The sequence below is a fragment of the Providencia sp. PROV255 genome, assembly GCF_028478065.1.
GTDB lineage: Bacteria > Pseudomonadota > Gammaproteobacteria > Enterobacterales > Enterobacteriaceae > Providencia > Providencia rettgeri.
This window is the reverse complement of record NZ_JAMPMI010000009.1, coordinates 224032-248216: the sequence shown is the minus strand read 5'-3', so window position 1 is coordinate 248216 and position 24185 is coordinate 224032. Positions and strand designations below refer to the sequence as shown.

Sequence of the window (24185 nt, the reverse complement as noted above, 5' to 3'; positions counted from 1 at the left end):
CTCATGCCCCAGAAAGCTAAGTCTCAACAGGCTAAGTCCCAGAATAGTCGTCGTCGCTTTTTACGCGATGTCGCCCGTACTGCGGGTGGGTTGGCGGCTGTTGGTGTGGTGCTGGGGCTTCAGCAACAAACTTCCCGTGCGAGTGGCGTCAAGCTTCGTCCGCCGGGAGCCCTTGATGAAAAAGCATTTGCCAGTGCATGTGTCCGCTGTGGACAATGCGTTCAAGCCTGCCCGTATGACATGTTGAAATTAGCGACATTGGCATCCGGTTTGGCTTCTGGAACGCCATACTTCATCGCCCGAGAAAATCCGTGTGAAATGTGTGAGGACATTCCTTGCGCCAAGGTTTGCCCAAGTGGTGCATTGGATAAAGACATTGAGTCGATTAACGATGCACGCATGGGGTTAGCCGTTTTACTCGATCAGGAAAACTGCCTGAACTTTCAAGGGCTAAGGTGTGATGTATGTTACCGCGTATGTCCACTGATTGATGAAGCCATCACATTGGAACTTGAACAAAACCACCGAACAGGTAAGCACGCGCGCTTCTTACCCACCGTCAATAGCAACTACTGCACGGGATGCGGTAAATGTGAACAGGCATGTGTATTGGAAGAGGCAGCTATCAAGGTATTACCAAGGTCGCTGGCGAAAGGTGAGTTAGGACACCATTACCGCTTTGGTTGGCTGGAGGGTAACAATGGCGAATCGTAAACGTGATGCCGGACGTGAAGCTCAGGCAAAAAAAGGCTGGTGGCAGAGCCACAAATGGTTGGTGTTTAGACGTATAAGCCAATTGCTGGTGTTAGCGATGTTCTTGAGTGGGCCATGGTTTGGGGTATGGATTTTACATGGTAACTACAGCAGTAGCTTATTGTTAGACACCGTACCTTTGACTGACCCATTAATCACCTTAGAGAGCTTAGCAAGTGGTTACTTACCGGGGATCTCAGCATTAGTTGGGGCTGCTATCGTATTCGGGGTTTATGCACTGCTGGGTAAGCGCATTTTCTGTAGTTGGGTCTGTCCTGTAAACCCAGTGACGGATGCGGCGGCGTGGTTAAGACGTAAATTTGATTTTAACCAATCCGCAACAATACCGCGCAATATTCGCTATGTATTGCTGGTCGTGATCCTGATCGGTTCTGCTATTACAGGTACCTTACTTTGGGAATGGCTTAATCCAGTTTCATTAATGGGGCGCAGTTTAATTTTTGGTTTTGGCAGCGGTGCATTGGTTTTAGTTGCACTGTTTTTATTCGATTTATTAGTTGTGGAACATGGTTGGTGCGGTCACCTTTGCCCATTAGGTGCGCTATATGGCGTGGCAGGGTGCAAGGGCGCATTGGTTGTTACAGCGGAAAATAAAGAAAACTGTAGCCGTTGTATGGACTGTTTCCACATTTGTCCGGAGCCGCAAGTTCTGCGCGCACCGGTCCTAGATAAACAAGCTCCAGCGCAGATATCCGATAAAGATTGCATCACTTGCGGTCGTTGCATCGATGTTTGTTCTGAGGATGTTTTTAAAATAACACTAAGATGGAGTTCGGGAGCAAAATCATGAAAAATCCTGTCCTGAAAAAGACGATCAGCCGTTGGGTGGCTGGAATGGCCTTTGTTGTAAGCAGTCTTGTTTGGGCTGCTAATGGTGTAGACCTGACCCAATCACCAGAAGTATCTGGTACGTCAGAAGGAAGCATTCATATTCCGAAAGAGCAAGAAAGAATGGCATTAAACTATGTGAATCAACCACCAATGATCCCACATAGTGTTGAAGGTTATCAAATTACCACCAATACTAATCGTTGCTTGCAATGCCATGGTGTGGAAAATTACCGCACGACAGGGGCACCAAGAGTCAGCCCAACGCACTTTATGGATGCAACAGGCAAAGTCCTTGGCGAAGTTGCACCAAATCGCTACTTCTGTTTACAGTGCCACGTGCCTCAGTCAGACACAGCACCGATTGTTGATAACACATTTACCCCATCCAAAGGTTTTGGGAAATAAGGGGGAATTATGTCAAATAACAATGATAAGCAAACAAATGATGACAAGCCGAAGAAAAAGGGCTTGTTTGGGTTAATCGGCCGAGTATGGCGCTGGTGGCGTAGGCCAAGCCGATTAGCATTAGGAACCTTATTGCTGATTGGTTTCGTGAGTGGTGTTATTTTCTGGGGCGGCTTCAATACCGGTATGGAAATGGCCAATACGGAAGAGTTCTGTATTAGCTGCCATGAAATGCGTGAGAATGTCTATGAAGAATATATGGATACTATTCACTATACTAACCGTAGTGGTGTCCGCGCAACTTGCCCTGATTGTCACGTACCGCATGAGTTTGGTCCCAAAATGGTGCGTAAAATTCAAGCGAGTAAAGAGTTATACGGAAAAATTTTTGGCATCATTGATACGCCACAAAAATTTGAAGACCATCGGTTAGCGATGGCGCAAAGTGAGTGGCGACGAATGAAAAATAACGACTCACAAGAGTGTCGTAACTGCCATAACTTTGAGTATATGGACTTTACAGCACAAAAAGGAGTTGCAGCCAAAATGCATGACCAAGCCATCACGGATGGTAAAACCTGCATTGACTGCCATAAAGGGATCGCCCATAAGTTGCCGGACATGCGTGAAGTTGAACCTGGCTTTTAATTCAAGGTAATCATTTTATGATGAGTTACATCGATGAATTATAAGTAATGATCAATAAATAGGCTGGTTATGCGTTTGAGTATGATCAGCCTAAGTTATATTTGTGTTAAATCAATATATTTGCTTTTTTAATGTGTATTGTATGATGCTGTCACGCAGCATTTACTAACAATATAATAAATCAGGGTAATTAAACTATGTGGAAAAAGCTTCATCAACTAGCCATCCCAGTCAACCTTTATCGGTTATGTGGGCGTCTAATACCGTGGTTTATTATATTGAGTGTAATTTGTTTAGCGGTGGGATGGATTTGGGGATTTGGTTTTGCGCCAACCGATAAAGTTCAAAGCCAAAGCTATCGTATTATGTATATTCATGTTCCTGCCGCAATGTGGTCGATGGGAATTTATGCCACGATGGCCATTACTGCTTTTGTTGGGCTAGTCTGGCAAATGAAAGTCTCGGAATTGGCGATAGCGGCGATGGCACCAATAGGGGCGGTATTTACCTTTATTGCATTAGTTACAGGTGCGACATGGGGTAAACCAATGTGGGGTGCATGGTGGGTATGGGATGCACGTTTAACCTCTGAATTAATTCTGTTTTTTCTGTATGTGGGGATTATTGCTTTATGGCATGCGTTTGATGACCGTCGCACCGCAGGAAAGGCCGCTGCAATTTTAGTATTAATTGGTGTGATTAACTTACCTATCATTCATTATTCAGTTGAATGGTGGCAAACCTTGCACCAACCTTCGACTCGCATGCAAGAAAGCATCAACCCTGCTATGCGTACACCACTTCGTTTAGCTATCCTTGGTTACCTATTTCTTTTTATCTCATTAACGTTAATCCGTTTACGTAGCCAATTATTGATGTTAGAACGTAACCGTCCATGGGTATTAGATATTGTGAATAAAAAAGGACGTCAATCATGACTAGCGCATTTGCATCTTGGAGTGAATTTTGGGCGATGGGCGGCTATGGTTTTTATGTATGGCTGGCGGTTGCGCTGACATTAATACCTATTTTGTTACTCTGTTTGCATACGTATATACAAAGAAAAATGATAATAAATGCAATTATTCAACAGCAAGCTCGTGAAGTCAGGCAAAAAGCAGCAAGAGCGCGTAGGGAGGGAGTGTGAATATTCGTCGTCGTAACCGACTTTGGCTGATCTGTTCCATATTGGTTGGTGTGGGGCTAACCCTCGCATTAATTCTCTATGCATTACGCTCAAGCATTGACTTGTTTTATACCCCCGGTGAAATCATTTATGGTAAGCGAGAAACTCAGCAAATCCCTGAAGTTGGGCAACGCTTACGTGTCGGTGGCATGGTCATGCCAGGTAGTGTAGTACGTGATTCTGACCCTGTCTCTAACGCTGTCAATATCACTTTCACTGTTTATGATGCCGAAGGTGAGGTTAACGTAAGTTATCATGGAATTTTGCCCGACTTATTCAAAGAAGGGCAAGGTGTCGTTGTTCAAGGGGAATTACAAGAGAATAATCATATTTTAGCGAAAGAAGTGCTTGCGAAACATGATGAAAACTATACGCCACCAGAGGTTGAAAAAGCGATGCAAGAAAACCATCGCAGGCCAGCTGCTGCCTATAAGGACAATGCATCATGATCCCTGAAATTGGTAGCGTTTTACTGTGCTTGGCATTAGGTCTCGCCGTTTTGCTGTCTTTCTACCCGCTATGGGGAGTGGCGCGCAATGATGCACGCTTAATGGCATCATCACGTCCATTAGCATGGTTACTTTTTCTTTGTGTAACAGGGGCATTCCTAGTATTAGTGAATGCCTTTGTTGTTAATGATTTCTCAGTCACTTATGTTGCCAATAACTCTAATACGCAATTACCTATTTGGTATCGTGTTGCGGCAACATGGGGAGCTCACGAAGGCTCATTATTACTTTGGGTATTATTAATGAGTGGCTGGACATTTGCGGTGGCAATTTGTAGTTATCGCATGCCTCTCGACATTGTTGCTCGTGTTTTAGCTGTTATGGGGATGGTTAGCGTTGGTTTTTTGCTGTTTATCATCTTCACTTCAAATCCGTTTTCGCGCACGCTACCCGCCTTTCCGATTGAAGGGCGTGACCTCAATCCATTACTGCAAGATCCAGGGCTGATTTTCCACCCACCATTGTTATACATGGGATATGTCGGTTTTTCAGTGGCATTCGCCTTTGCGATTGCTGCATTGTTAAGTGGCCGGTTAGATAGCTCTTTCACGCGTTTTGCTCGCCCTTGGACGATGGCAGCATGGTTCTTTTTAACGCTAGGGATCATGTTAGGTTCCGCATGGGCTTATTATGAATTAGGTTGGGGGGGCTGGTGGTTCTGGGACCCGGTGGAAAATGCTTCCTTTATGCCATGGTTAGTGGGAACAGCATTGATCCACTCACTCTCCGTGACTGAGCAGCGAGCCACTTTTAAAGCATGGTCACTATTATTGTCGATTTTTGCTTTCTCATTGTGTTTGCTCGGGACTTTCTTAGTCCGCTCGGGGGTACTGGTTTCCGTACATGCCTTCGCCTCAGACCCATCTCGAGGGTTATTCATCTTAGCCTTCATGGTGTTAGTGATTGGCGGCTCTTTATTAGTGTTTGCACTGCGTGGGCACAAAGTACGCTCAAGAGTTAACAATGCGCTATGGTCCCGTGAATCCATGTTATTGGGCAATAACGTTATCCTAACAGCCGCGATGTTAGTCGTGTTACTCGGTACTTTGCTACCGTTGGTTCATAAACAAATTGGTCTAGGTACGATTTCCATTGGTGAACCGTTCTTTAATACCATGTTTATCGCGTTGATGGTGCCATTTGCCTTGTTACTGGGAATTGGGCCACTCGTACGTTGGGGGCGTGACCGCCCTGCGGCGATTAAAAAGTTATTAATCATTGCAACTGTTTTAACCGTTATTCTCTCATTTGCTCTGCCATTATTGATGGAAGATAGGGTAGAAGCCCTAACGGTTGTCGGCTTAATGATGGCGTGCTGGATTGCTATTCTTGCCTTCGCAGAAATGCGAGTCCGCATCAGTAAGAAAATCAAGCTCACACCAAGTTACTGGGGAATGGTACTGGCGCACTTAGGTTTGGCGGTAACTATCGTCGGTATTGCCTTTAGCCAAAATTACAGTATTGAGCGTGACGTGAAAATGAAGCCGGGTGATAGCATTTCAATTCGTGCTTATACCTTTGTATTTAATGGAGTACGAGAAGCTGATGGCCCTAACTACCAAGGTGTCATTGGCAGTATTTCAGTGAAGGAAAAAGACAAAGTCATCGGTGTTTTAATGCCAGAAAAACGTTTTTATAGTGTTAGTCGAGCTGTTATGACTGAAGCGGCGATAGATGGTGGTTTTACTCGCGATTTATATGCTGCATTGGGTGAGGAAATTGCTAAAGATACATGGACTATGCGCTTGTATTATAAACCGTTTGTTCGTTGGATCTGGTCTGGTGGCGTATTAATGGCTATTGGTGCGTTATTCTGCTTGTTTGACCCACGTTATCGTCGCCGTAAATTACAAGGGGAAACAGCATGAACCGCAAAGTCTTCTTAATTCCTTTTATTATTTTTGCAGGAATTGCCGCGGTTCTGTTATGGCAATTGATGCGTAATGCAGAAGGGGATGACCCTCGTTTATTAGAATCTGCTTTAATTGGTAAGCCAGTGCCTGTTTTTCGTCTTGAATCATTAGAAAACCCGGGGCAGCACTACGAATCTGATGTATTAACACAAGGGCAACCTATCTTATTGAATGTTTGGGCAACATGGTGCCCAACATGCCGAGCAGAACATCAATATTTGAATAAGTTGTCTGCACAGGGTGTTCGTGTGGTTGGGTTGAACTATAAAGATAAACGGGATAAAGCCATTGTGTGGTTGCGTGAGTTGGGCAACCCTTATGCCTTAAGCTTATTTGATGGTGAAGGGATGTTAGGCCTTGACCTAGGGGTATATGGGGCACCTGAAACGTTCTTAATTGATGGTAATGGTGTGATCCGTTATCGTCACGCAGGGGCAATGGACGAGCGCGTTTGGGAAAAAGAGTTTAAACCCCTTTGGGAGCGCTATAATCAGGAGGCGAACCAATGAGGTATTTACTGGGTTTATTGATGTTAACGTTAAGTGCAACGGTGACATATGCATCGACAGAAGTCTTTACTTTCGATAATGAACAACAAGAGCAGCAATTCCGTAAATTAACCGAGGAACTGCGCTGTCCTAAATGCCAAAACAACAGCATTGCAGATTCTAACTCAATGATTGCACTGGACTTGCGCCAAAAAGTGTATGAGTTAATGAAAGAAGGCAAGAACCGTGATGAAATTGTTGATTACATGGTTGCCCGTTATGGTTACTTCGTCACTTATAACCCACCGCTGACACCGCTAACGGTTATGCTGTGGGGATTACCGTTTGTTGCGATAGCGGTAGGCGGTTGGATCATTTTTGCCCGTTCTAAAAAACGCGTTAGATTAAAACAGGTTGAGCAGGGTGATGAAGAATCATTACCTGAGGCCTCTCGCACTAGCAATTGGGTTTATTTACCCGGTTTTATCATTGCATTAGGTGTTGCGGGTGGTGCTTATTATCAGGTAGGTAGCTACGAGAAAGTGGCGGATTGGAATAATGCCTACCAACAAGCTCCGGCCTTGCTAGATAGAGCGCTAGACCCGTCAGAGCCGCCACTTAATAATGCGGAAATGGAACACCTCGCCTTAGGTCTACGTACTCGCCTTCAAGAAGACCCGCAAAATGTAGAAGCGTGGGAAATGCTAGGCCGTATTGGTATGGTGTTGGGGAATGCGACCATGGCAACCGATGCCTATGGCCGTGCTTATCGCCTAGCACCTAAAAATGAAAATGTAGTGATGGGCTATGCGGAAGTTTTGACGCGCTCTTCTGACCCAGAAGATAACCGTCAAGGTGCGGAACTACTTAAAAAGCTGATTGCAGAAGACCGTACCAATGTGAAAGCGTTGAGCATTTTTGCATTCAATGCGTTTGAGCAAGAACGCTACGCTGAAGCCATTTCTGCTTGGCAAATGATGTTAAAACTACTGCCAGAGAATGACCAACGTCGCCCTATCATCGAGCGCAGTGTTGAACAAGCACTGATGATGGTACACGAAAAGAAAGGGTTGCCAGCGAAAGCGGAATAGTTAACGGCAGTCAATTACTATGACCAAAAGGGAGCAACCGCTCCCTTTTGAGGTTGTTGACAAAGCGGGATAAAAGCGTGGTTTTTCCCGCTTTGTGTTATCAGCCGAAAATCAATGAGTTGATTTTCCTAATGTATTTTCAAAACCAATTAGACTTGCTGCCAAACATAATAGGTTTGGCAGCAAGTCTAAAAAGGGAGCAATCGCTCCCTTTTGTTTATCTGGTGAATAATCCATTTACTCAAATTGTGATCCTTCTCTCAACCTATCATTATTTTACCCATAATAGATTATAACGATTAATTAGGGTTATTTTATCTTATTTAATTAATGAAGCTATAAATATAACTTATTAATTTAACTTTGTTTTATTTTAAAGTTTTTATATTTATGAAATATATAATAAATAATCCGAATTATTATATTTACTTATGTACTTCCCTCTTAGTCTAAATTCCATAAAGTAAACTAATCAATTCTTATATTATTTTGATAATAATAGAAGATTTACCTTTAGTTATTCTTTTTTGGTTTTTTTTGTTTTTACTTTTATGCTTTTTGCTTTTTTTTGCTTTACAGGGAGAACCTATGAGTACAATCACATTAATGTAACAAGGTATAAATTAGAGTAAATGCCATGAGGTAAAATGGCATGAAAGCAGAACGACATAAGAAAATAATTAATATTTTAAAAAATACTGGATCAGCCAAAGTTTCTGTTTTATCGAAAGAACTTAATGTCACTAAAGAAACCATTAGAGCAGATTTAAACTCTTTAGCAAAAAAAGGAATTATTAGCCGTTGCCATGGTGGCGCATACATCGAATTTGAAACACTAGATAAAGTTGCTAAAAAAGAAATAATTCAATTTCTTGAGTGCAATGAAAGTTTTAATGAAAGAACAGATAAGGATGATGCCGTGTTAGGTAAAGTATGTGTATTAGGTTCATTTAACGTAGATATGATTAGTTACTTACCTCGGTTACCAGAGGCAGGCGAATCATTATTATCAAATAAATTTATTTTTTCTTCTGGTGGTAAAGGGTGTAACCAAGCATTAGCAGCGAGTTATTCAGATTCACCTGTCCACTTTATTACGAAGATAGGAACAGATCAATTTAGTGAATATGCAATAAACTTCATATCGTCATCTAAAATTAAAACTTCGACCATATACCAAACTGAAAAATATCAAACGGGTACAGCATCTATATTTGTATCTGAAAATAGTGGAGAAAATATTATTTCAATATATCCAGGTTCTAATATGGATATTACTGCTGACGAAGTGAAGATTCAAAAAGATAAAATTGTAAACTCAAATATTATTCTTCTTCAGTTAGAAACGAATATTGAAGCGTTAAAGGAAATTATTGAGATTGGTAATGAATATAAAATTCCAATTATTTTAAATCCTGCGCCGTATAACGACATCGTTAATGAATTAATTGAAAAGATTGATATTTTAACCCCTAACGAAACTGAAGCAAGTCTGCTTTCTAATATTAATGTTATTGATTTAGAAAGTGCTAAAAAAGCGGCTGAAGTTATCTATCACAAAGGTGTAAAAAAAGTAGTTATTACACTCGGAAGCAAAGGCTCTATTGCATTTGATGGTAATAAGTTCATTTATTCCCCGGCTTACACTGCTGTTGTTAAGAATACGGCGGGTGCCGGCGATGCATTCAATGGGGCTCTTGCTGCATCTTTGGCGAAAGGTAAACAGTTTTCTTACGCCTTGCGCTATGCATCGGCGTTTTCATCCCTTGCTGTTGAAACAAGTAATGCTTCAGAAATGCCTGAAGATATAAATGTTATGCATCGTATTAATCAAACAACCTATTCTCAGGTTGTGACTCAATCCCCTGAATAAATTAATATTCTGAAAAGAGGAAAAAAATGAAAATTCTATTTATTGGTGAATCATGGCATATCCATATGATCCACACTAAAGGTTATGACAGCTTTACTTCAAGTAAATATGAAGAAGGTGCAACTTTCTTATTAGAATGTTTAAGAAATAAAGGCGTTGAAATTGATTATATGCCTGCACATACCGTGCAAATGGCATTCCCTAAAACCGTAGAGGAATTAGAAAAGTACGATGTTGTCGTTATTAGCGATATCGGTGCCAATACTTTCTTATTACAAAATGACACTTTCTATAATATGAAAGTATTACCTAACGCACTTGGATTAATTAAACAATATGTTAGCCAAGGTGGTGGTTTATTAATGATCGGTGGTTACTTGTCATTTATGGGAATTGAAGCCAAAGCTAATTATAAAAATACATTATTAGCCGATGTATTACCGGTTGAAATGTTAGATGGTGACGACCGCGTTGAAACCCCTGAGGGAGTTTTTGCAACACCCGCTAATACAGGCCATGAATCAATTAAAAACTTTGGTAATTGGCCAATGTTTTTAGGTTATAACAAAGTTGCTGCTAAAGAAAATACACAAGTTGTTTTAAATATTGGTGAAGACCCATTATTGGTATTCGGTGAATATGACAAAGGAAAAACAGGCTGTTTTATGAGTGACTGCTCGCCACACTGGGGAAGTCGTGAGTTTATGGCTTGGGAGCATTATTCAGATATGTGGGTAAATATTCTTAAGCAAATCGCTCGTTAATTAATTCTTTAAAAGTAAAAAATCAAAATAAAGAAAATGGGTGCTGAGTTAATTCAGCACCTTGTAAGCCGATTACAAAAAATAATGACTCATAGTCAAAAATCCAAAAGGAATATTTTATGAGTGTTAAAAGTTATTCTACCCCTTTTTTAATGATAGCGACGGTATTAGCCGGTATGTTATCGCCAATGCAATCCGCAGTGAATGGGCAGCTGGGTGATGTATTAAAAGATGGAAATGCGAGCGCCGTTATTTCATTTGCCAGTGGTTTGGTGGTGATGTTTTTTATCATTATTGCGAAGAAACAAACCAGACAACAATTTGCAGCAATTCCTAGCTTAATTAAAAATAAAAAAATTCCATTGTGGAATTGGTTTGCAGGCCTGTGCGGTGCGATGGTGGTGTTTTCTGAAGGCGCATCCGCGAGTGCATTAGGTATCGCAACTTTCCAAACTGCATTGATTTCTGCACTATTATTATCAGGCTTGCTGTGTGACCGTTTTGGTATTGGTATCGATGAGAAAAAACCATTCACTACCTTTCGTGTATTAGGTGCCATTTTTGCGGTTGTCGCGACGTTGTTTGTGGTTTCACCACAGTGGCATTCAAGTTCTGCCATTTATTTAGCTATTTTGCCTTTTTTAGCTGGTTTGTTAGCAGGGTGGCAACCCGCAGGTAACTCAAAAGTTGCAGAAGCAACAGGTTCAATGATGGTTTCTATTACGTGGAACTTTATTGTTGGTTTTACCGTACTGACGATAGCTCTCGTGATCCGTATGGCATTAGGTCATCTCACTTTAGATTTACCGGGTGTTTGGTGGATGTACCTAGGTGGCCCGTTAGGTTTAATGTCCATTGCATTAATGGCAATCTTAGTCCGCGGCTTAGGTTTGTTGATGCTCGGTGTTGCTTCAACGGCAGGGCAGTTATTGGGTTCGGTACTGATTGACTTATTGCTACCGTCTTTGGGCAATACCGTGTACTTAGTGACTATTATTGGAACAGTATTTGCTTTAGTCGGCGCAATTATTACGACCATTCCTGAGTTTAGAGAAGCCAAAGCGACAAAAGCCGCAGGAGTATAAAATGAAAGGTTATATCCAAACGGTGACAGGGCCCGTTAAAAAAGAAGATATGGGACTGACATTACCACATGAACATCTGTTTAATGATTTATCAACGGTTGTCGATGAGCCATTTTATGACTTCTCACATGTGTTGGTTGATAAAAAAGTCAGTGCCGATATTCAATGGGGACTGAAGCACGACCCATATTGCTGCTGTGACAATATGGATAAAAAGCCAATCGAAGATGTGATTTATGAAGTCAATAATTTTAAGGAACTTGGTGGTAAAACATTGGTAGATGCTACAGGTTCCAAAGCGATTGGCCGTGATGTACATCAATTGCGCGAAGTTGCCATTAAAACGGGTATTAATGTGGTTGCTTCTTCTGGCCTGTATATTGAAAAGTTTGAAGGTGACCGGTTAGTCAATGATATCGATGCTATGGCTAAAATGATTGATGATGAGCTCAATGTAGGCATTGATGGAACGGATATTTGTGCAGGAATGATTGGTGAAATCGGGGTATCTCCTTTTTTTACTGATGGTGAAAAGAATAGCCTAAGAGCGGCATCAGTAGCGCAACTGGCTAATGACCATGTTTCAATGAATATTCATATGCCTGGTTGGCAACGTCGAGGAGATGAGGTTCTCGATATTTTAATCAAAGAAATGGGTGTTAATCCCGCTAAAATTTCATTGGCACACTCAGACCCGTCAGGTAAAGATTTTGACTATCAACGCCGTATGCTTGATAGAGGTGTTTGGCTTGAGTTTGACATGATTGGTCTAGATATTTCATTTCCAAAAGAAGGTGTTGCACCAACAGTAACAGAAACTGCGGATGCGGTTTGTAAACTGATTGAGATGGGGTATGGGGCACAAATCGTGTTGAGTCATGATGTTTTTCTCAAACAAATGTGGGCAAAAAATGGGGGTAATGGCTGGGGATTTGTACCCAATGTTTTTCTCTCGTTATTGGCCAAAAAAGGGGTGGATAAATCGATGATTAACCGCCTTTGTATTGATAACCCTGCAAACTTATTAGCATAGAATACCCTTTGTTATTTTTAGAATTCCTTGGATGGAAAATTAGTAGCAATCACTTGTGGTTGCTACTTTTTTATGGCGCCTTTAAAACAGTTTGCTGACTTAGAGAAATGTACCTAATACTATAAATCAGTCAATTGATTGATTTTTCAATGGGTTTGTATTGATGATAGATAATCAATTTTATCAATAAAGTTCATCTTAAATTAACATTTTCGGTAAATATCAATAACAATGGGTATCTAAATAAGATACAATTCTGCGCTATAAATTCGTACTCAGATGACGGAAAAACGTTGCACCTGCGCACTTCAATCAGACAATTTGCTGCCTATCTTGCACTATTGGCTGTGGTTATGCTGTTTATCGCTCCATTGTTCTCTAAATCGATGAGGCTGATGGAACACTGCGTGAGCACTAACCCTAATAGTACAATTGAGCATTCATCAATGGCAGGCCATTCGATGCACTCGCATCAAGGTATGCTGATGCCTGAAAATTGTGACGTTTCTGCACCAATGAATCACATGTTAATGACGGGGATTGGGCAATCTCCGATGGAAGACATTGCATGTGGTTACTGCCAATTATTGATCCACTTCCCATTTCTTATCTTATTTATTGCCGTAGTTATTCGGCAATTAGCGACACTGGCACTATTTATTCCTTTTGAACGTAGTGTTCACATTTGGTTATTTAGACCATGGTCATTACACCTTGCTCGAGCCCCGCCTATTTCCTGATGTCTTAGCATTGTAAATATTACAAATCAATTTATTGCTATTTTGCCTTCACTGGGCAAAACGCGTTCGCTCGCCTTGAATTTCTTTGCTTATTAAGCAATTTATCTGTGGGAGCTGAAATGTGTTTGCAGCCTAAAAGATGAAGGTAGCATCTTCCTTTTCTAAGAAACAGGTGAAAAATGAATACACACGTTTTTAAAGTGGCTCCTATTGCGACACTGGTAATTAGTGCGATTTTTACGGCATCAACATTAGCGAAAAATGAAGTTAATCAAAGCCCTATTTCTGAAAACTCAGTAATGATTGTGACGGCGCCTGTTGATTCGCCATTAACAATCACCACGTCGCCAAAGACACCAAGGCAGCCAGTCCCTGCAAGTGATGGTTCTGATTACCTCAAAACCATTCCTGGTTTTTCACAAATACGTAATGGTGGAACTAACGGTGATCCGGTTTTTCGTGGCATGTTCGGCTCTCGTTTGCGTATTTTAACCAATGATAGTGAAATGTTAGGTGCGTGTCCTTCTCGTATGGATGCGCCGACTTCTTATATTTCACCTGAAAACTTTGATGTACTGAATATGATTAAAGGCCCGCAAACTGTTTTATGGGGGCCAGGAAATTCTGCTGGAACAATCCGTTTTGAGCGCGAAAAGCCGCTATTTACTGAAGCGGGTATTAAAGGCAACGCAAGTGCCTTAACAGCATCTAATGAGCGTTGGGATGGCAATGCAGATATCAGTTTAGGTAATGAAACGGGGTATATTCGTGTCATTGGTAATAAATCACGTTCAAATGATTATAAAGATGGCAATGGTGATAAGGTTCCATCGAAGTGGGATAAGTGGAATGCAGATATTGCTGTTGGCTGGACGCCTGATGAATACACATTATTAGAACTGACCGCCGGTAAAGGTGATGGGGAAGCTCGCTATGCGGGGAGAGGAATGGATGGGTCTCAATTTAAACGCGAAAGCTTAGGCTTGCGCTTTGAAAAGAGTAATATCGGCGAGGTGTTTGATAAAATTGAGGCTAATATTTACTACAATTATGCCGACCATATTATGGATAACTACTCGCTTCGCTCTCCATCAGGCGGTGGAATGAGCGGTGGCCATATGGGGCATGGAGGCCACGGTATGATGAATATGCCAATGAAAATGCGTGTTGATCGCGAAACCATGGGTGGCCGTACCATGGGAACATGGTTGTGGAAAGATTATGAACTGCGTGCAGGGGCTGACATGCAGACCAATAAACACCGTAAAAACAATAATAATAGCTGGAAAAAAGATGCACAATTCCAAGACTATGGTGTTTTTAGTGAATTAACTTGGCATGCGACTGAACAAGGCAAAGTGGTCAGTGGAGCTCGTTTAGATCGCGTGATAGTTGAAAATAATACAGAAGTAGGTTCTTCAGGGCGTAATACGGTGATGCCAGCGGGCTTTGCGCGTTATGAGCATTCATTATCTGGCACGCCTATTATGCTATATGCAGGTGTCGGCTATACCGAACGCTTTCCGGATTATTGGGAGCTGTTCTCGCCTAAACTTGGCCCAGATGGTAGCAATAATGTGTTTGATAAGCTAAAAACAGAAAAAACGACTCAGTTAGATATTGGTGCTAAATATAGTCATGAAGATACCAATGCCTGGATTTCTGCTTATGTGGGGCATGTTGATGACTTTATTCTTTTCCGCTATAGCGCAACAAACCCAAGAATGAGTCAGGTTGAAAATGTGAATGCGTTAATCATGGGGGGCGAGCTCGGTGTAGCACAAAAACTCAGTGATGAATGGAAAGCAGATGCAAGCTTGGCTTATTCGTGGGGAGAAAATCGCACAGATGGAAAGGCATTACCGCAGATGCCACCGTTGGAAAGCCGTTTTGGCTTATCATGGGAAAAAGGCGATTGGACCACGACAGGTTTAGTACGCGTTGTTAGCCGCCAAAATCGCGTTGCTATAAACGATGGCAATGTGGTGGGTAAAGACTTTAGTAAAAGTGCAGGTTTTACGATTTTTTCATTAAATACAGCATATACAATTAATGAAAACATGAAGTTAAGCGCAGGCGTTGATAACCTGTTCGACAAAACCTACAGTGAGCACCTTAACTTAGCTGGAAATAGCGGTTTTGGTTATTCATCCAATGTGCCAGTAAATGAACCAGGAAGAAATTTCTGGGCAAAAATTAATGTGACATTTTAATTATTAGGTAAACAACCCGTACAGTTTCCGTATGGGTTGTTTGCTATTTATTAAATAATAACAGGAATATAGTAATTTAGCTCTTGAATAAAATTTCGTGAGTCATTCACGAACGCTTCATAAGAGGGCTTCGATTTCAGGACATATTGTTCTACATCTGGTCCTTCGCCACGGACGATGTCCATTTCAGCAAGTACCTTCCCATAAGCAGTATAAATAATATCATTGTAATCTATACCATGAAGGCTACTGGTTATCTTGATTTCTAAATAATTACCTGCAGGTAATTGTAAATGGGTTGTCTGGGGAAGTGCAATCTCTACATCTTGTTCATCTAGAGCCGTGGTATATAGGAAATGGCCTTCTGCATTCGCACTTTGGTCTACACCATGAATTGCATATAAATGCTGAGTGACATAAGGGTTTTTATCGAAAAAAGCTTTCCAATAGTATCGGCGTAGCTCATCCGTTTTTAGGTTCCACTCATTAATATCTTTAGTGTAACGATGTTTAGTGCCGAGTAAATTAATGGCTGGTAATTGAGTCAATTTAACTCGAACATTTAACTCTTTACTTTCTCGTAGAGGTAAACAGAACCCTTCAATCTTCCAACCTTCGCGTTTTCGATATTCAGAAGGCGTGAGATTAAATTGCTTTTTAAACGCGCGGCAAAAAGTTTGTTGTGAGTCAAAACGGTACCTCAGAGAAATATCCATTATGCTGTCATTTGTTAGTCGTAATGCGACAGCAGAACAAGAAAGGCGTCTTGCTCGGATATAGGAACCAAGCGCGAGCCCTGTTTGGTTCTTAAACAGGCGCTGAAAGTGCCATTTGGTGTATCCTGATTTATCGGCAACAGTATCTAGGGATAGGCGAGATTCTAAATTTTGTTCTATCCAGAGAATGATTTCCCTGATAACACTTTCTTGTAGCATGATTTTCCTTTCAGGTCTCTTTTACTTACCAAAAAAAATAAGCCATAAAATACATCAAGGTTATGACAGGTAAGTATTCATAGGTGCTCGTAATATGATACCACGCCAACTGACAATTTTATTAAAAAGATGTGAAGTTAAGTAAGTTTTGGGGAGTAAAAAAGTAGGAATATTACCTAAATACACCTATTTAGAGTTTGTGTAATTTATCTAATTTTTACATATTGCAGTATGGACTGAAAGTAATGAACATGGCATAAATAGGGTGAAGTAATTTTATTTTTATCGAAAACAGCTTGTTGAAGTAATCTATTTTGGAGGCTCAATATAAGAGGTGTGTAATGTAAACCATTAATCTGAAAAGGTCATTTAGTATTATAAGCATAATATGAAATATTTTGCTTTATCGTCTAAATTTAATGTTGTAATTCCGACTAATAAATAAAAAAAAACGTCTTTTTTTATGATGTGAAAAAATTCAATTTATTATAATTATCTTCTGGAAACTTATTGATACGCATGAATACAAATTGTCACTAATTTCTTAAGGTTATAACATTAAATCAAGCAAGATAGTTTTATCTAACTGAAGAGCTAAGCTAGAATTTTAGTTAACTTGAAAATACAACTTTTAGTCGTCGACTGATAATAATTTAAATTTAACTATTGATAGTGAGATTAAATAATGTGACCAGCTTCACGAGTTAAATGTAATGATGAAAATCATCTAGCCTTTTTATATCAGTAAGTTAGCTAATGTTTTGGTTTTTTAAATCATAAATGAATGGTCTTTAAATGACTTATTTAATTAGGGTTTTATTATTTTAAGTCAATTTATAAATTTATGGTTGGTGATAATTTACGCGCCGGTTAATTATATTAATTTTAATATTTAGTAGAGGTTATTATGGGGAAAGAAAGTATTGCTAAAATGCTAGGGATAAAAATCCGAAAACAACGAGAAAACCATAAAATATCGATAGAAAGAATGGCGAGTTTAATCGGTGTAACAGAAGAAGAAATGAATCGATTTGAGACAGGAGAGAGTTGTATTGATGTTGATTCATTATTCCAATTTGCATACCTCTTCAATGTTGACCCGGCTTCTTTTTTATATGGGATTGTCAATGTAAATAGTGGAACGTGTAGGTTAATACACTGATTATAAGTAATTTGATTATGTTACATTAAATTTTAGAGTATTATTATATAACCCACTAATATAATAATGTGTTCTGTTTCTATCAGAATAATCTTTATATTTTATGGTAATCAAATATATCCATAGATATTTAACTGTTTTATTACTTTATCTGTTAGCTCATTAGCGCGGCTCCATTGATTAATCTTAGCTAATTTTGTATTACTACTGAGCCTTAAAACAAATTGGTCAAGTTGCTTTACAATGAAATTATCTTGATTAACCTCTTGATATTTTTCATTAAAAGAAAGTTTTTTCTCTACCTCATAGCGGTTATTGCACTGCTTCAATGATAGTTTGTCTGAGATCTTTCCTGTATTAAAAAAGATTTCAAATGAAACCAATAAACCGTTTTCTTGGCGTAAATTAATTATTAAGACGTCGCCATCGGCTCTTTGATTGAAGGGATGCGAGAACTGAATAGAAGGAAGTGAAAGGACAAAATCAGGCATTAGTGATAACAATAATTCTATGCTCTTTGTGATGGTGTTTCGTAATATATTGAATGGTAGTTGGTTTTCTGGCTCTACTATTCGGTGTGTTGTGATACGTAATAACCCTGTTTCGCTACCATGTTTAGGCATTAAAGATGCTTTTATTTGATTGAACTGGTTATCAGAGCTCAAAGGTTGGTTGTAGTCAATAAATACGTCATGGCGCATGGCTTGCTTTAATACTTCATTCAGTTCGCTTTCACTAAAGTTAGGGATATCATTCAATAGAACATCTTTTCCAGCAGTTACCGCTGTCTGAATAGCAAACTTTAGTAATTCATCACTACAAGTGGATGTCACTATGATGCAATCAACGTCATCATTGTTGATTAGCGCTTCTATTTTTTTCTTTTGGCACATGAAGTCAGTCATAGAAGGAAGAGATGGGGACAAATGGCAAATTGACTTTAGCTCACTATGATGGGTGCAGCATTTTATCGCATTTATATAAAGTTGGTTATAAGGTGCAGTGCCGATTAAACCAATACCAGAACGATTAATTGACGTGACAGAATGCTGTTCTTCAAGTAAACGCAGGTGGCCGAGTAAATGAAGAAAGTGTGTATTTAACATGCTTAGCCCTTATTCTTGGTTTATCTAACACGCGATATAATTCCAACATAACAGGGTGAAATAATAATTTCATTTTATTGTTATTTTAGAACTTGTATTTTCTGATGGGATTCACAAATTAAAGAAAAAGATGAAACTTAATTAGTATTCAATAATGACGTTTATGTTAATCAGGGAAAAGGTAGGAAGGGGCTCTGAATTAATGGAGGTGTTTAATTACAGAGCCGTATAACTAGACTAAGCTGCTGCCTTGACGATAGGCTAATGCAACGGTTAGTGATTGTGCTAAACATAAGGTGGCTGACTGCGAACGAAATGCATCTACTTGGGCTTCTTTGATAACAAAACAAACATCACTGAAACTTGCCAATGGGCTGATTTGACTATCAGTAATCACGATTTGCTGTGCACCCGCTTGAGCCGCTTTCTCACTTACCATGACAGTTTCCGAGGCGTAAGGTGTGAAACTGATTGAAATTACAACGTCGTTTTCACTGATCCGACTGATCTGCTCTTTGAACATTCCACCAAGACCATCAATAAGGACAGGGCGGCATTCCAAATGGCTAAGTGCGTAACTTAAATATGTTGCAACGCTGAATGAACGACGCAAACCGATAATGTAGATATTCTGTGCATTCGCTAAAAGTGATACGGCTTTTTCAATATCTTCAGCAGGGGTTCTGGCTGCCATTTGTTGTAACGCTTGGGCGTTAGAATGAGCGAACTCCTTCAAAATTTGTGAGGGGTCATCACTCAGTTCTTGGGAACCATCCATTTCACGAAACATACGGGCTCTATCTGTGTAGCTGGCCGTTTCTTCCACAAGGTTCATACGAAACAATTGTTTCATTTCATTAAACCCACTGAAATTAAAAGCATTTGCAAAGCGGATCAGCGTCGAAGGCGGAACCTTAGCTTCCTTTGCAATGACGGCAACGGTATCAAATGCCACACTATTCGTATTATCTAATACATAGCGTGCCACTTGCTGTAACCGTTTACTTAGTTCGTCATATCGTGAGCGAACTTGCTCTTGAAACTCATTTAAATTTGATGCACTTGACATATAACCTCCAGAATTTGGCTCTAATTGTAGTTGTTTTACAGCGTTAGTCGAATCTTTTTGAAACACTTAGTTCATATTTAAAAATTTTCTTTTTTTAGGATCGTGAAATAATTTGAATTTGGGATAATAAATTGAACAGCTTACATCAATTTGCTCTCTTATTTTCTTGATTGAAAGAAGGCCATGTTTAGCTCAATACAACGGCAAAATAGCCAATAAATAGGTGATGGACATAAGTTTAGGATTGGTATTTTTTTAGTCGCGATTAAAATTTCACAAAAACTTTGTCTAGATCACATAAATTGAATGTTATTTCAAATTTAGTTGTAAATGAAACAAATATTTCATATACATTGAGTAACAAGGTAACTCTGTCAGCTAAAGAGAGGCAACATGGAACAGATTCATAATTTCATTGGTGGTGAAATAGTATCCAGCAAAAGTGGGCGTTTTGCGCCTGTATTCAACCCGGCAACGGGGGAGCAAATTGCTCAAGTTGTACTCAGCAGTGCCGATGAAACAAAAAAAGCCATTGAGATTGCGAATAAAGCATTCCCTAAATGGTCAAAACTATCTCCCCTAAAACGTTCTCGGGTTTTATTCAAATTTAAAGCTTTACTTGAAGAGAATATGGATGAGCTGGCGCGTTTAATTTCAAGAGAACACGGTAAAGTTTTTTCTGATGCGGTAGGTGAATTAACCCGAGGTTTGGAAGTCGTTGAATTTGCATGCGGTATTCCTCACTTACAAAAAGGTGAGCACTCAGCCAATGTTGCTACAGGTGTTGATAGCCACTCATTAATGCAGCCTTTGGGTGTTTGTGCGGGGATCACGCCATTTAATTTTCCAGCAATGGTACCGATGTGGATGTTCCCAGTAGCTATTGCAACAGGTAATACCTTTGTTTTAAAACCATCAGAAAAAGATCCTTCATTAGCATTAGCATTAGCTAGATTATTAAAAGAAGCTGGCTTACCTGATGGCGTATTTAATGTTGTTCAAGGGGACAAAGAATCCGTTGATGTGCTCTTAACTGCACCAGAAGTTCAAGCCGTTAGTTTTGTTGGCTCAACGCCTATTGCTGAATATATTTACACGACGGCATCCGCTCATGGTAAGCGTTGCCAAGCACTCGGTGGAGCGAAAAACCATTGTATCTTAATGCCTGATGCAGACATGGGGCAGGCAGCTAATGCTATTATGGGCGCTGCGTTTGGTGCTGCAGGTGAACGTTGCATGGCATTATCCGTCGTCTTAGCTGTCGGTGATGAAACGGCAGATGCGCTCATTGCTAACCTGAAAGGCCAAATTGCCAAAATGTCCGTGGGTCCTGGTATTACTGACGGTAAAGAAAATGACATGGGACCTGTGATTTCCACACAACATAAAGCCAAAATCTGTGACTATATTACCAGTGGCGAAAAACAAGGTGCGACGTTATTGGTCGATGGCCGTGACTTTAAAGTGAAAGGCTTCGAAAATGGTTATTTTGTAGGGCCAACATTATTTGATAATGTCACGCCTGAAATGGACATTTATCAAGAAGAAATTTTTGGGCCTGTATTAGCCGTAGTGCGAGTTCCAGACTTTGAAACGGGTTTGAAACTGATTAACCAACATGAATATGGTAATGGAACGGCTATTTTCACCCGTGATGGTGAAACAGCGCGCGAATTCCAAGAAAATGTTCAAGCGGGAATGGTCGGAATTAACATACCTATTCCAGTACCGATGGCATTCCACAGTTTTGGTGGTTGGAAACGGTCTATTTTTGGTCCATTAAATGTACATGGAAATGACGGTGTTCGTTTCTATACTCGCATGAAAACAGTCACTAGCCGTTGGCCTGCCAGTGTTCGCTTAGAGCACCATGAAAGTAGTTTCACAATGCCAACCATGGAATAAACGGAGACCCGTATGAATAAGCAGAAAATGACGACCGCTCAGGCGTTGGTTAAATTTTTAAACCAACAATACGTTGATGTTGATGGTGAGCAATATCCGTTTATTCAGGGAGTATTTACGATTTTTGGCCATGGTAATGTTGTGGGTTTAGGTCAGGCGCTTGAAGAAGCGCCTGGTCATCTACGCGTTTATCAAGGATGTAATGAGCAAGGTATGGCGCACATTGCGACGGGTTTTGCTAAACAAAAAAAACGTAAACAAATTTTTGCTGTGACATCTTCAGTCGGCCCCGGTGCCGCAAATATGATTACCGCAGCAGCAACGGCAACTGCCAATCGTATTCCATTATTATTGTTGCCAGGGGATACCTTTGCGACTCGTCAGCCCGACCCAGTACTGCAGCAAGTCGAACAATACGGTGATGGGACTATCAGTACTAATGATTGTTTTCGCCCGGTTTCACGTTATTGGGATAGGGTTTCACGGCCTGAACAACTGATGGCGGCGATGGTTAATGCCATGCGAGTGTTAACTGACCCTGCGGATACTGGCGCGGTAACCATTTGCCTACCTCAAGATGTTCAAGGTGAGGCGTGGGATTACCCCGATTATTTTTTCCAAAAACGCATCCATCGTATTGAACGTAGACCACCGACAACGGTGAGTATCGAAGAAGCCGTAAATTTAATTCGTGGCAAGAAAAAACCATTGCTCATCTGTGGTGGTGGGGTACGTTATTCCGAAGCTCACGACGCATTTTTGCAATTTGCGGAAGATTACCGTATTCCATTTGGCGAAACTCAAGCAGGTAAAAGTGCCATCGTTGCTAGTCATCCCTTGAATATGGGCGGAATTGGTACAACAGGTGGGTTAGCGGCAAATTTGTTGGCTAAAGAAACCGACTTAGTGATTGGTGTGGGGACTCGCTTTACGGATTTTACCACCGCCTCTAAGTCGTTATTTAGTCATCCGAATGTGATGTTCTTAAATATCAATGTTGCGGAGTTTGATGCAAGTAAGTTAGATGCATTGAAAGTGGTCGCAGATGCCAAAGAAGCGTTACAAGCACTGAGTGTAAAATTGAAAGATTCTCACTATGAAGCTCAGTGGGGGGATGAAATTCAACAGGCTAAACAACAGTGGAAAAATGAGCTGGAGCGCTTGTTTAGTATACAGTATCGGCCATTAGATTTTGTCCCTGAAATTGCAGGCCATCTTGATGACAAGCTTGAAGAGTACCGTAAAACGCTTGGTACAGAATTGGCGCAAACACGGGTGCTAGGCTTGATGCAGCAATACATGGAAGACGATGCCATTATTGTCGGGGCTGCAGGTTCATTACCGGGTGATTTACAACGTATTTGGCTACCAAAACAACGGGATACATACCACCTTGAATATGGCTATTCATGCATGGGGTACGAAATTGCCGCTGCTGTTGGGGCTAAAATTGCTGCGCCAAAACAACCTGTTTATGCGATGGTCGGAGATGGCTCTTATTTAATGCTACACAGTGAGCTGCAAACTGCGATTCAGGAGAATATTAAGATCACCATCTTATTGTTTGATAACGCGGGATTCGGCTGTATTAATAATCTGCAGATGAGCCAAGGCATGGGAAGTTTTGGTACAGAGAACCGGCATCGAAACCCACAGACGGGGTTGATGGATGGGCCGTTAGTGAAGGTCGATTTTGCTAAAAACGCAGAAAGCTATGGCTGTCAAAGTTATCGGGTACATGATGAGGAACAATTGATTGCTGCACTGAAAGACGCGAAGTCCCATTCGGGCTGTGTATTGATTGATATTAAAGTACTTCCGAAAACAATGACCGATGGTTATGAAGCTTGGTGGCGCACAGGAACGGCTCAAGTTTCTAAAAAGCCTCAAATAGTTGCTTCCGCTGAAAAAATTAAAGAGATGGTTGAACATAAAGTTCGTCTTTATTAATCAACATATTGCGCTAGTGCCTTATAGTGTCAAAATAACTCGACGGTGTTTTACCGTCGAGGAATGTTTTTCGTTTTCTTAATGAGTCAGATGTGTAACTAAGTAGGGTAGTTACTGGAAACTTAGCAGGGATTGCTTTGGTTTTTATTTGCATAGTGGTTATCACTTGCCGTTCTATATTCGTCATACTTCAAGTTAAATGGGGATAGCGTTACGCTCATCGCCAACACAACTCGAATCATTTTGGATTATATACCCAGCTTTGGCTGGGTTTTTTTATGGTTTTTATAGTTTAAAAATTTATTTATTGAAATATATGTTTTATTGCGAGGCAGGGAAAGAACAAAAAAAGAAGTTATGGAAATTTAATATGCCAACAAACACAGACTTTATTGTTAAATGCTATTCGCTTGCATTGTCAATTTGTGATCTGAATAACACTAAAAATACACTTTAATATAACATTTGTTATCTAGAGCCCAAAAATATAATTTTCAAAAAATTA

Annotated in this window: 22 protein-coding genes; 19 read left to right on the top strand and 3 right to left on the bottom strand. The window is 40.4% G+C overall.

What is annotated here, in order from left to right; all coding sequences use genetic code 11:
* Nucleotides 1-3: 3 nt before the first annotated feature.
* From napG to PR725_RS10335, 16 genes are all read left to right on the top strand, one after another.
* A complete protein-coding gene (gene napG, locus PR725_RS10410; protein WP_004262231.1) occupies nucleotides 4-714 on the top strand; it encodes a ferredoxin-type protein NapG in 711 nt (236 codons plus the stop codon).
* Nucleotides 701-1564: a quinol dehydrogenase ferredoxin subunit NapH gene (napH, locus tag PR725_RS10405; protein ID WP_004262229.1), complete on the top strand. Its 864-nt coding sequence runs from the start codon at nucleotides 701-703 to the stop codon at nucleotides 1562-1564. Before napG ends, napH begins: the two co-directional genes overlap by 14 nt.
* The gene (gene napB / locus PR725_RS10400; protein ID WP_004913351.1) at nucleotides 1561-2010 is read left to right on the top strand and encodes a nitrate reductase cytochrome c-type subunit; all 450 of its coding nucleotides are present in this window, start codon (nucleotides 1561-1563) and stop codon (nucleotides 2008-2010) included. Before napH ends, napB begins: the two co-directional genes overlap by 4 nt.
* Nucleotides 2011-2019: 9 nt before the next feature.
* Nucleotides 2020-2658 carry a cytochrome c-type protein NapC gene (napC, locus tag PR725_RS10395; protein WP_109912715.1) on the top strand — a complete coding sequence of 213 codons (639 nt, stop codon included), beginning with the start codon at nucleotides 2020-2022 and terminating at the stop codon, nucleotides 2656-2658.
* 197 nt (nucleotides 2659-2855) lie between these two features.
* On the top strand, nucleotides 2856-3596 hold the full coding sequence (locus PR725_RS10390) for a heme ABC transporter permease (protein WP_004913347.1): 741 nt from the start codon (nucleotides 2856-2858) through the stop codon (nucleotides 3594-3596).
* Nucleotides 3593-3805, top strand: coding sequence for a heme exporter protein CcmD (gene ccmD / locus PR725_RS10385; RefSeq protein WP_004262214.1), 213 nt, complete (start codon nucleotides 3593-3595; stop codon nucleotides 3803-3805). The genes PR725_RS10390 and ccmD overlap by 4 nt, the downstream gene beginning before the upstream one ends.
* Nucleotides 3802-4293 carry a cytochrome c maturation protein CcmE gene (gene ccmE / locus PR725_RS10380; protein WP_004913345.1) on the top strand — a complete coding sequence of 164 codons (492 nt, stop codon included), beginning with the start codon at nucleotides 3802-3804 and terminating at the stop codon, nucleotides 4291-4293. The genes ccmD and ccmE overlap by 4 nt, the downstream gene beginning before the upstream one ends.
* Nucleotides 4290-6221, top strand: coding sequence for a heme lyase CcmF/NrfE family subunit (locus PR725_RS10375; RefSeq protein WP_004913344.1), 1932 nt, complete (start codon nucleotides 4290-4292; stop codon nucleotides 6219-6221). The genes ccmE and PR725_RS10375 overlap by 4 nt, the downstream gene beginning before the upstream one ends.
* Entirely contained in the window at nucleotides 6218-6775 is a 558-nt protein-coding gene (gene dsbE / locus PR725_RS10370; protein WP_004262204.1) for a thiol:disulfide interchange protein DsbE, read from the top strand. The genes PR725_RS10375 and dsbE overlap by 4 nt, the downstream gene beginning before the upstream one ends.
* A complete protein-coding gene (locus tag PR725_RS10365; protein ID WP_109912714.1) occupies nucleotides 6772-7845 on the top strand; it encodes a cytochrome c-type biogenesis protein CcmH in 1074 nt (357 codons plus the stop codon). Before dsbE ends, PR725_RS10365 begins: the two co-directional genes overlap by 4 nt.
* 652 nt (nucleotides 7846-8497) lie before the next feature.
* On the top strand, nucleotides 8498-9718 hold the full coding sequence (locus PR725_RS10360) for a PfkB family carbohydrate kinase (RefSeq protein ID WP_272568868.1): 1221 nt from the start codon (nucleotides 8498-8500) through the stop codon (nucleotides 9716-9718).
* 26 nt (nucleotides 9719-9744) lie between these two features.
* Nucleotides 9745-10482 carry a glutamine amidotransferase gene (locus tag PR725_RS10355; RefSeq protein ID WP_109912712.1) on the top strand — a complete coding sequence of 246 codons (738 nt, stop codon included), beginning with the start codon at nucleotides 9745-9747 and terminating at the stop codon, nucleotides 10480-10482.
* Between the two features lie 119 nt (nucleotides 10483-10601).
* The gene (locus PR725_RS10350) at nucleotides 10602-11567 is read left to right on the top strand and encodes a DMT family transporter (protein ID WP_004913337.1); all 966 of its coding nucleotides are present in this window, start codon (nucleotides 10602-10604) and stop codon (nucleotides 11565-11567) included.
* Between the two features lies 1 nt (nucleotide 11568).
* Nucleotides 11569-12600 carry a phosphotriesterase family protein gene (locus PR725_RS10345; RefSeq protein WP_004913332.1) on the top strand — a complete coding sequence of 344 codons (1032 nt, stop codon included), beginning with the start codon at nucleotides 11569-11571 and terminating at the stop codon, nucleotides 12598-12600.
* 407 nt (nucleotides 12601-13007) lie between these two features.
* Complete coding sequence (locus PR725_RS10340; RefSeq protein ID WP_371021336.1) at nucleotides 13008-13340, top strand: DUF2946 domain-containing protein; 333 nt, start codon at nucleotides 13008-13010, stop codon at nucleotides 13338-13340.
* 179 nt (nucleotides 13341-13519) lie between these two features.
* Nucleotides 13520-15553, top strand: coding sequence for a TonB-dependent copper receptor (locus tag PR725_RS10335; protein WP_123382328.1), 2034 nt, complete (start codon nucleotides 13520-13522; stop codon nucleotides 15551-15553).
* A gap of 50 nt (nucleotides 15554-15603) precedes the next feature.
* Here PR725_RS10335 and PR725_RS10330 read toward each other — a convergent pair whose 3' ends face one another.
* The gene (locus PR725_RS10330; protein WP_004913323.1) at nucleotides 15604-16488 is read right to left on the bottom strand and encodes a helix-turn-helix domain-containing protein; all 885 of its coding nucleotides are present in this window, start codon (nucleotides 16486-16488) and stop codon (nucleotides 15604-15606) included.
* A gap of 907 nt (nucleotides 16489-17395) precedes the next feature.
* Between PR725_RS10330 and PR725_RS10325 the strand changes: the two genes are divergently transcribed.
* Complete coding sequence (locus PR725_RS10325) at nucleotides 17396-17650, top strand: helix-turn-helix domain-containing protein (protein WP_004913320.1); 255 nt, start codon at nucleotides 17396-17398, stop codon at nucleotides 17648-17650.
* Between the two features lie 110 nt (nucleotides 17651-17760).
* On the opposite strand, the gene PR725_RS10320 is transcribed toward PR725_RS10325, so the two are convergent.
* Nucleotides 17761-18756 (bottom strand): hypothetical protein, encoded by a 996-nt coding sequence (locus PR725_RS10320; protein ID WP_267751132.1) that lies wholly within the window; start codon nucleotides 18754-18756, stop codon nucleotides 17761-17763.
* A gap of 232 nt (nucleotides 18757-18988) precedes the next feature.
* Entirely contained in the window at nucleotides 18989-19825 is an 837-nt protein-coding gene (locus PR725_RS10315) for a MurR/RpiR family transcriptional regulator (protein ID WP_004913314.1), read from the bottom strand.
* A 393-nt stretch (nucleotides 19826-20218) separates the two neighbouring features.
* Between PR725_RS10315 and PR725_RS10310 the strand changes: the two genes are divergently transcribed.
* Together PR725_RS10310 and iolD are read left to right on the top strand one after the other, a co-directional pair.
* On the top strand, nucleotides 20219-21730 hold the full coding sequence (locus PR725_RS10310) for a CoA-acylating methylmalonate-semialdehyde dehydrogenase (RefSeq protein ID WP_004913311.1): 1512 nt from the start codon (nucleotides 20219-20221) through the stop codon (nucleotides 21728-21730).
* 12 nt (nucleotides 21731-21742) lie between these two features.
* Nucleotides 21743-23680: a 3D-(3,5/4)-trihydroxycyclohexane-1,2-dione acylhydrolase (decyclizing) gene (iolD, locus tag PR725_RS10305; protein WP_123382326.1), complete on the top strand. Its 1938-nt coding sequence runs from the start codon at nucleotides 21743-21745 to the stop codon at nucleotides 23678-23680.
* The last annotated feature ends 505 nt before the right edge of the window (nucleotides 23681-24185 follow it).

Bases quoted from the DNA above. Each gene is read 5' to 3' on its own strand.
- PR725_RS10355 (WP_109912712.1), top strand. From the start codon at position 9,745: ATGAAAATTCTATTTATTGGTGAATCATGGCATATCCATATGATCCAC.
- PR725_RS10335 (WP_123382328.1), top strand. From the start codon at position 13,520: ATGAATACACACGTTTTTAAAGTGGCTCCTATTGCGACACTGGTAATT.
- PR725_RS10390 (WP_004913347.1), top strand. From the start codon at position 2,856: ATGTGGAAAAAGCTTCATCAACTAGCCATCCCAGTCAACCTTTATCGG.
- dsbE (WP_004262204.1), top strand. From the start codon at position 6,218: ATGAACCGCAAAGTCTTCTTAATTCCTTTTATTATTTTTGCAGGAATT.
- PR725_RS10345 (WP_004913332.1), top strand. From the start codon at position 11,569: ATGAAAGGTTATATCCAAACGGTGACAGGGCCCGTTAAAAAAGAAGAT.
- PR725_RS10360 (WP_272568868.1), top strand. From the start codon at position 8,498: ATGAAAGCAGAACGACATAAGAAAATAATTAATATTTTAAAAAATACT.
- napC (WP_109912715.1), top strand. From the start codon at position 2,020: ATGTCAAATAACAATGATAAGCAAACAAATGATGACAAGCCGAAGAAA.
- napG (WP_004262231.1), top strand. From the start codon at position 4: ATGCCCCAGAAAGCTAAGTCTCAACAGGCTAAGTCCCAGAATAGTCGT.
- PR725_RS10350 (WP_004913337.1), top strand. From the start codon at position 10,602: ATGAGTGTTAAAAGTTATTCTACCCCTTTTTTAATGATAGCGACGGTA.
- PR725_RS10320 (WP_267751132.1), bottom strand. From the start codon at position 18,756: ATGTTAAATACACACTTTCTTCATTTACTCGGCCACCTGCGTTTACTT.
- PR725_RS10375 (WP_004913344.1), top strand. From the start codon at position 4,290: ATGATCCCTGAAATTGGTAGCGTTTTACTGTGCTTGGCATTAGGTCTC.
- PR725_RS10315 (WP_004913314.1), bottom strand. From the start codon at position 19,825: ATGTCAAGTGCATCAAATTTAAATGAGTTTCAAGAGCAAGTTCGCTCA.
- napH (WP_004262229.1), top strand. From the start codon at position 701: ATGGCGAATCGTAAACGTGATGCCGGACGTGAAGCTCAGGCAAAAAAA.
- PR725_RS10310 (WP_004913311.1), top strand. From the start codon at position 20,219: ATGGAACAGATTCATAATTTCATTGGTGGTGAAATAGTATCCAGCAAA.
- ccmD (WP_004262214.1), top strand. From the start codon at position 3,593: ATGACTAGCGCATTTGCATCTTGGAGTGAATTTTGGGCGATGGGCGGC.
- PR725_RS10325 (WP_004913320.1), top strand. From the start codon at position 17,396: ATGGGGAAAGAAAGTATTGCTAAAATGCTAGGGATAAAAATCCGAAAA.
- napB (WP_004913351.1), top strand. From the start codon at position 1,561: ATGAAAAATCCTGTCCTGAAAAAGACGATCAGCCGTTGGGTGGCTGGA.
- iolD (WP_123382326.1), top strand. From the start codon at position 21,743: ATGAATAAGCAGAAAATGACGACCGCTCAGGCGTTGGTTAAATTTTTA.
- PR725_RS10365 (WP_109912714.1), top strand. From the start codon at position 6,772: ATGAGGTATTTACTGGGTTTATTGATGTTAACGTTAAGTGCAACGGTG.
- PR725_RS10330 (WP_004913323.1), bottom strand. From the start codon at position 16,488: ATGCTACAAGAAAGTGTTATCAGGGAAATCATTCTCTGGATAGAACAA.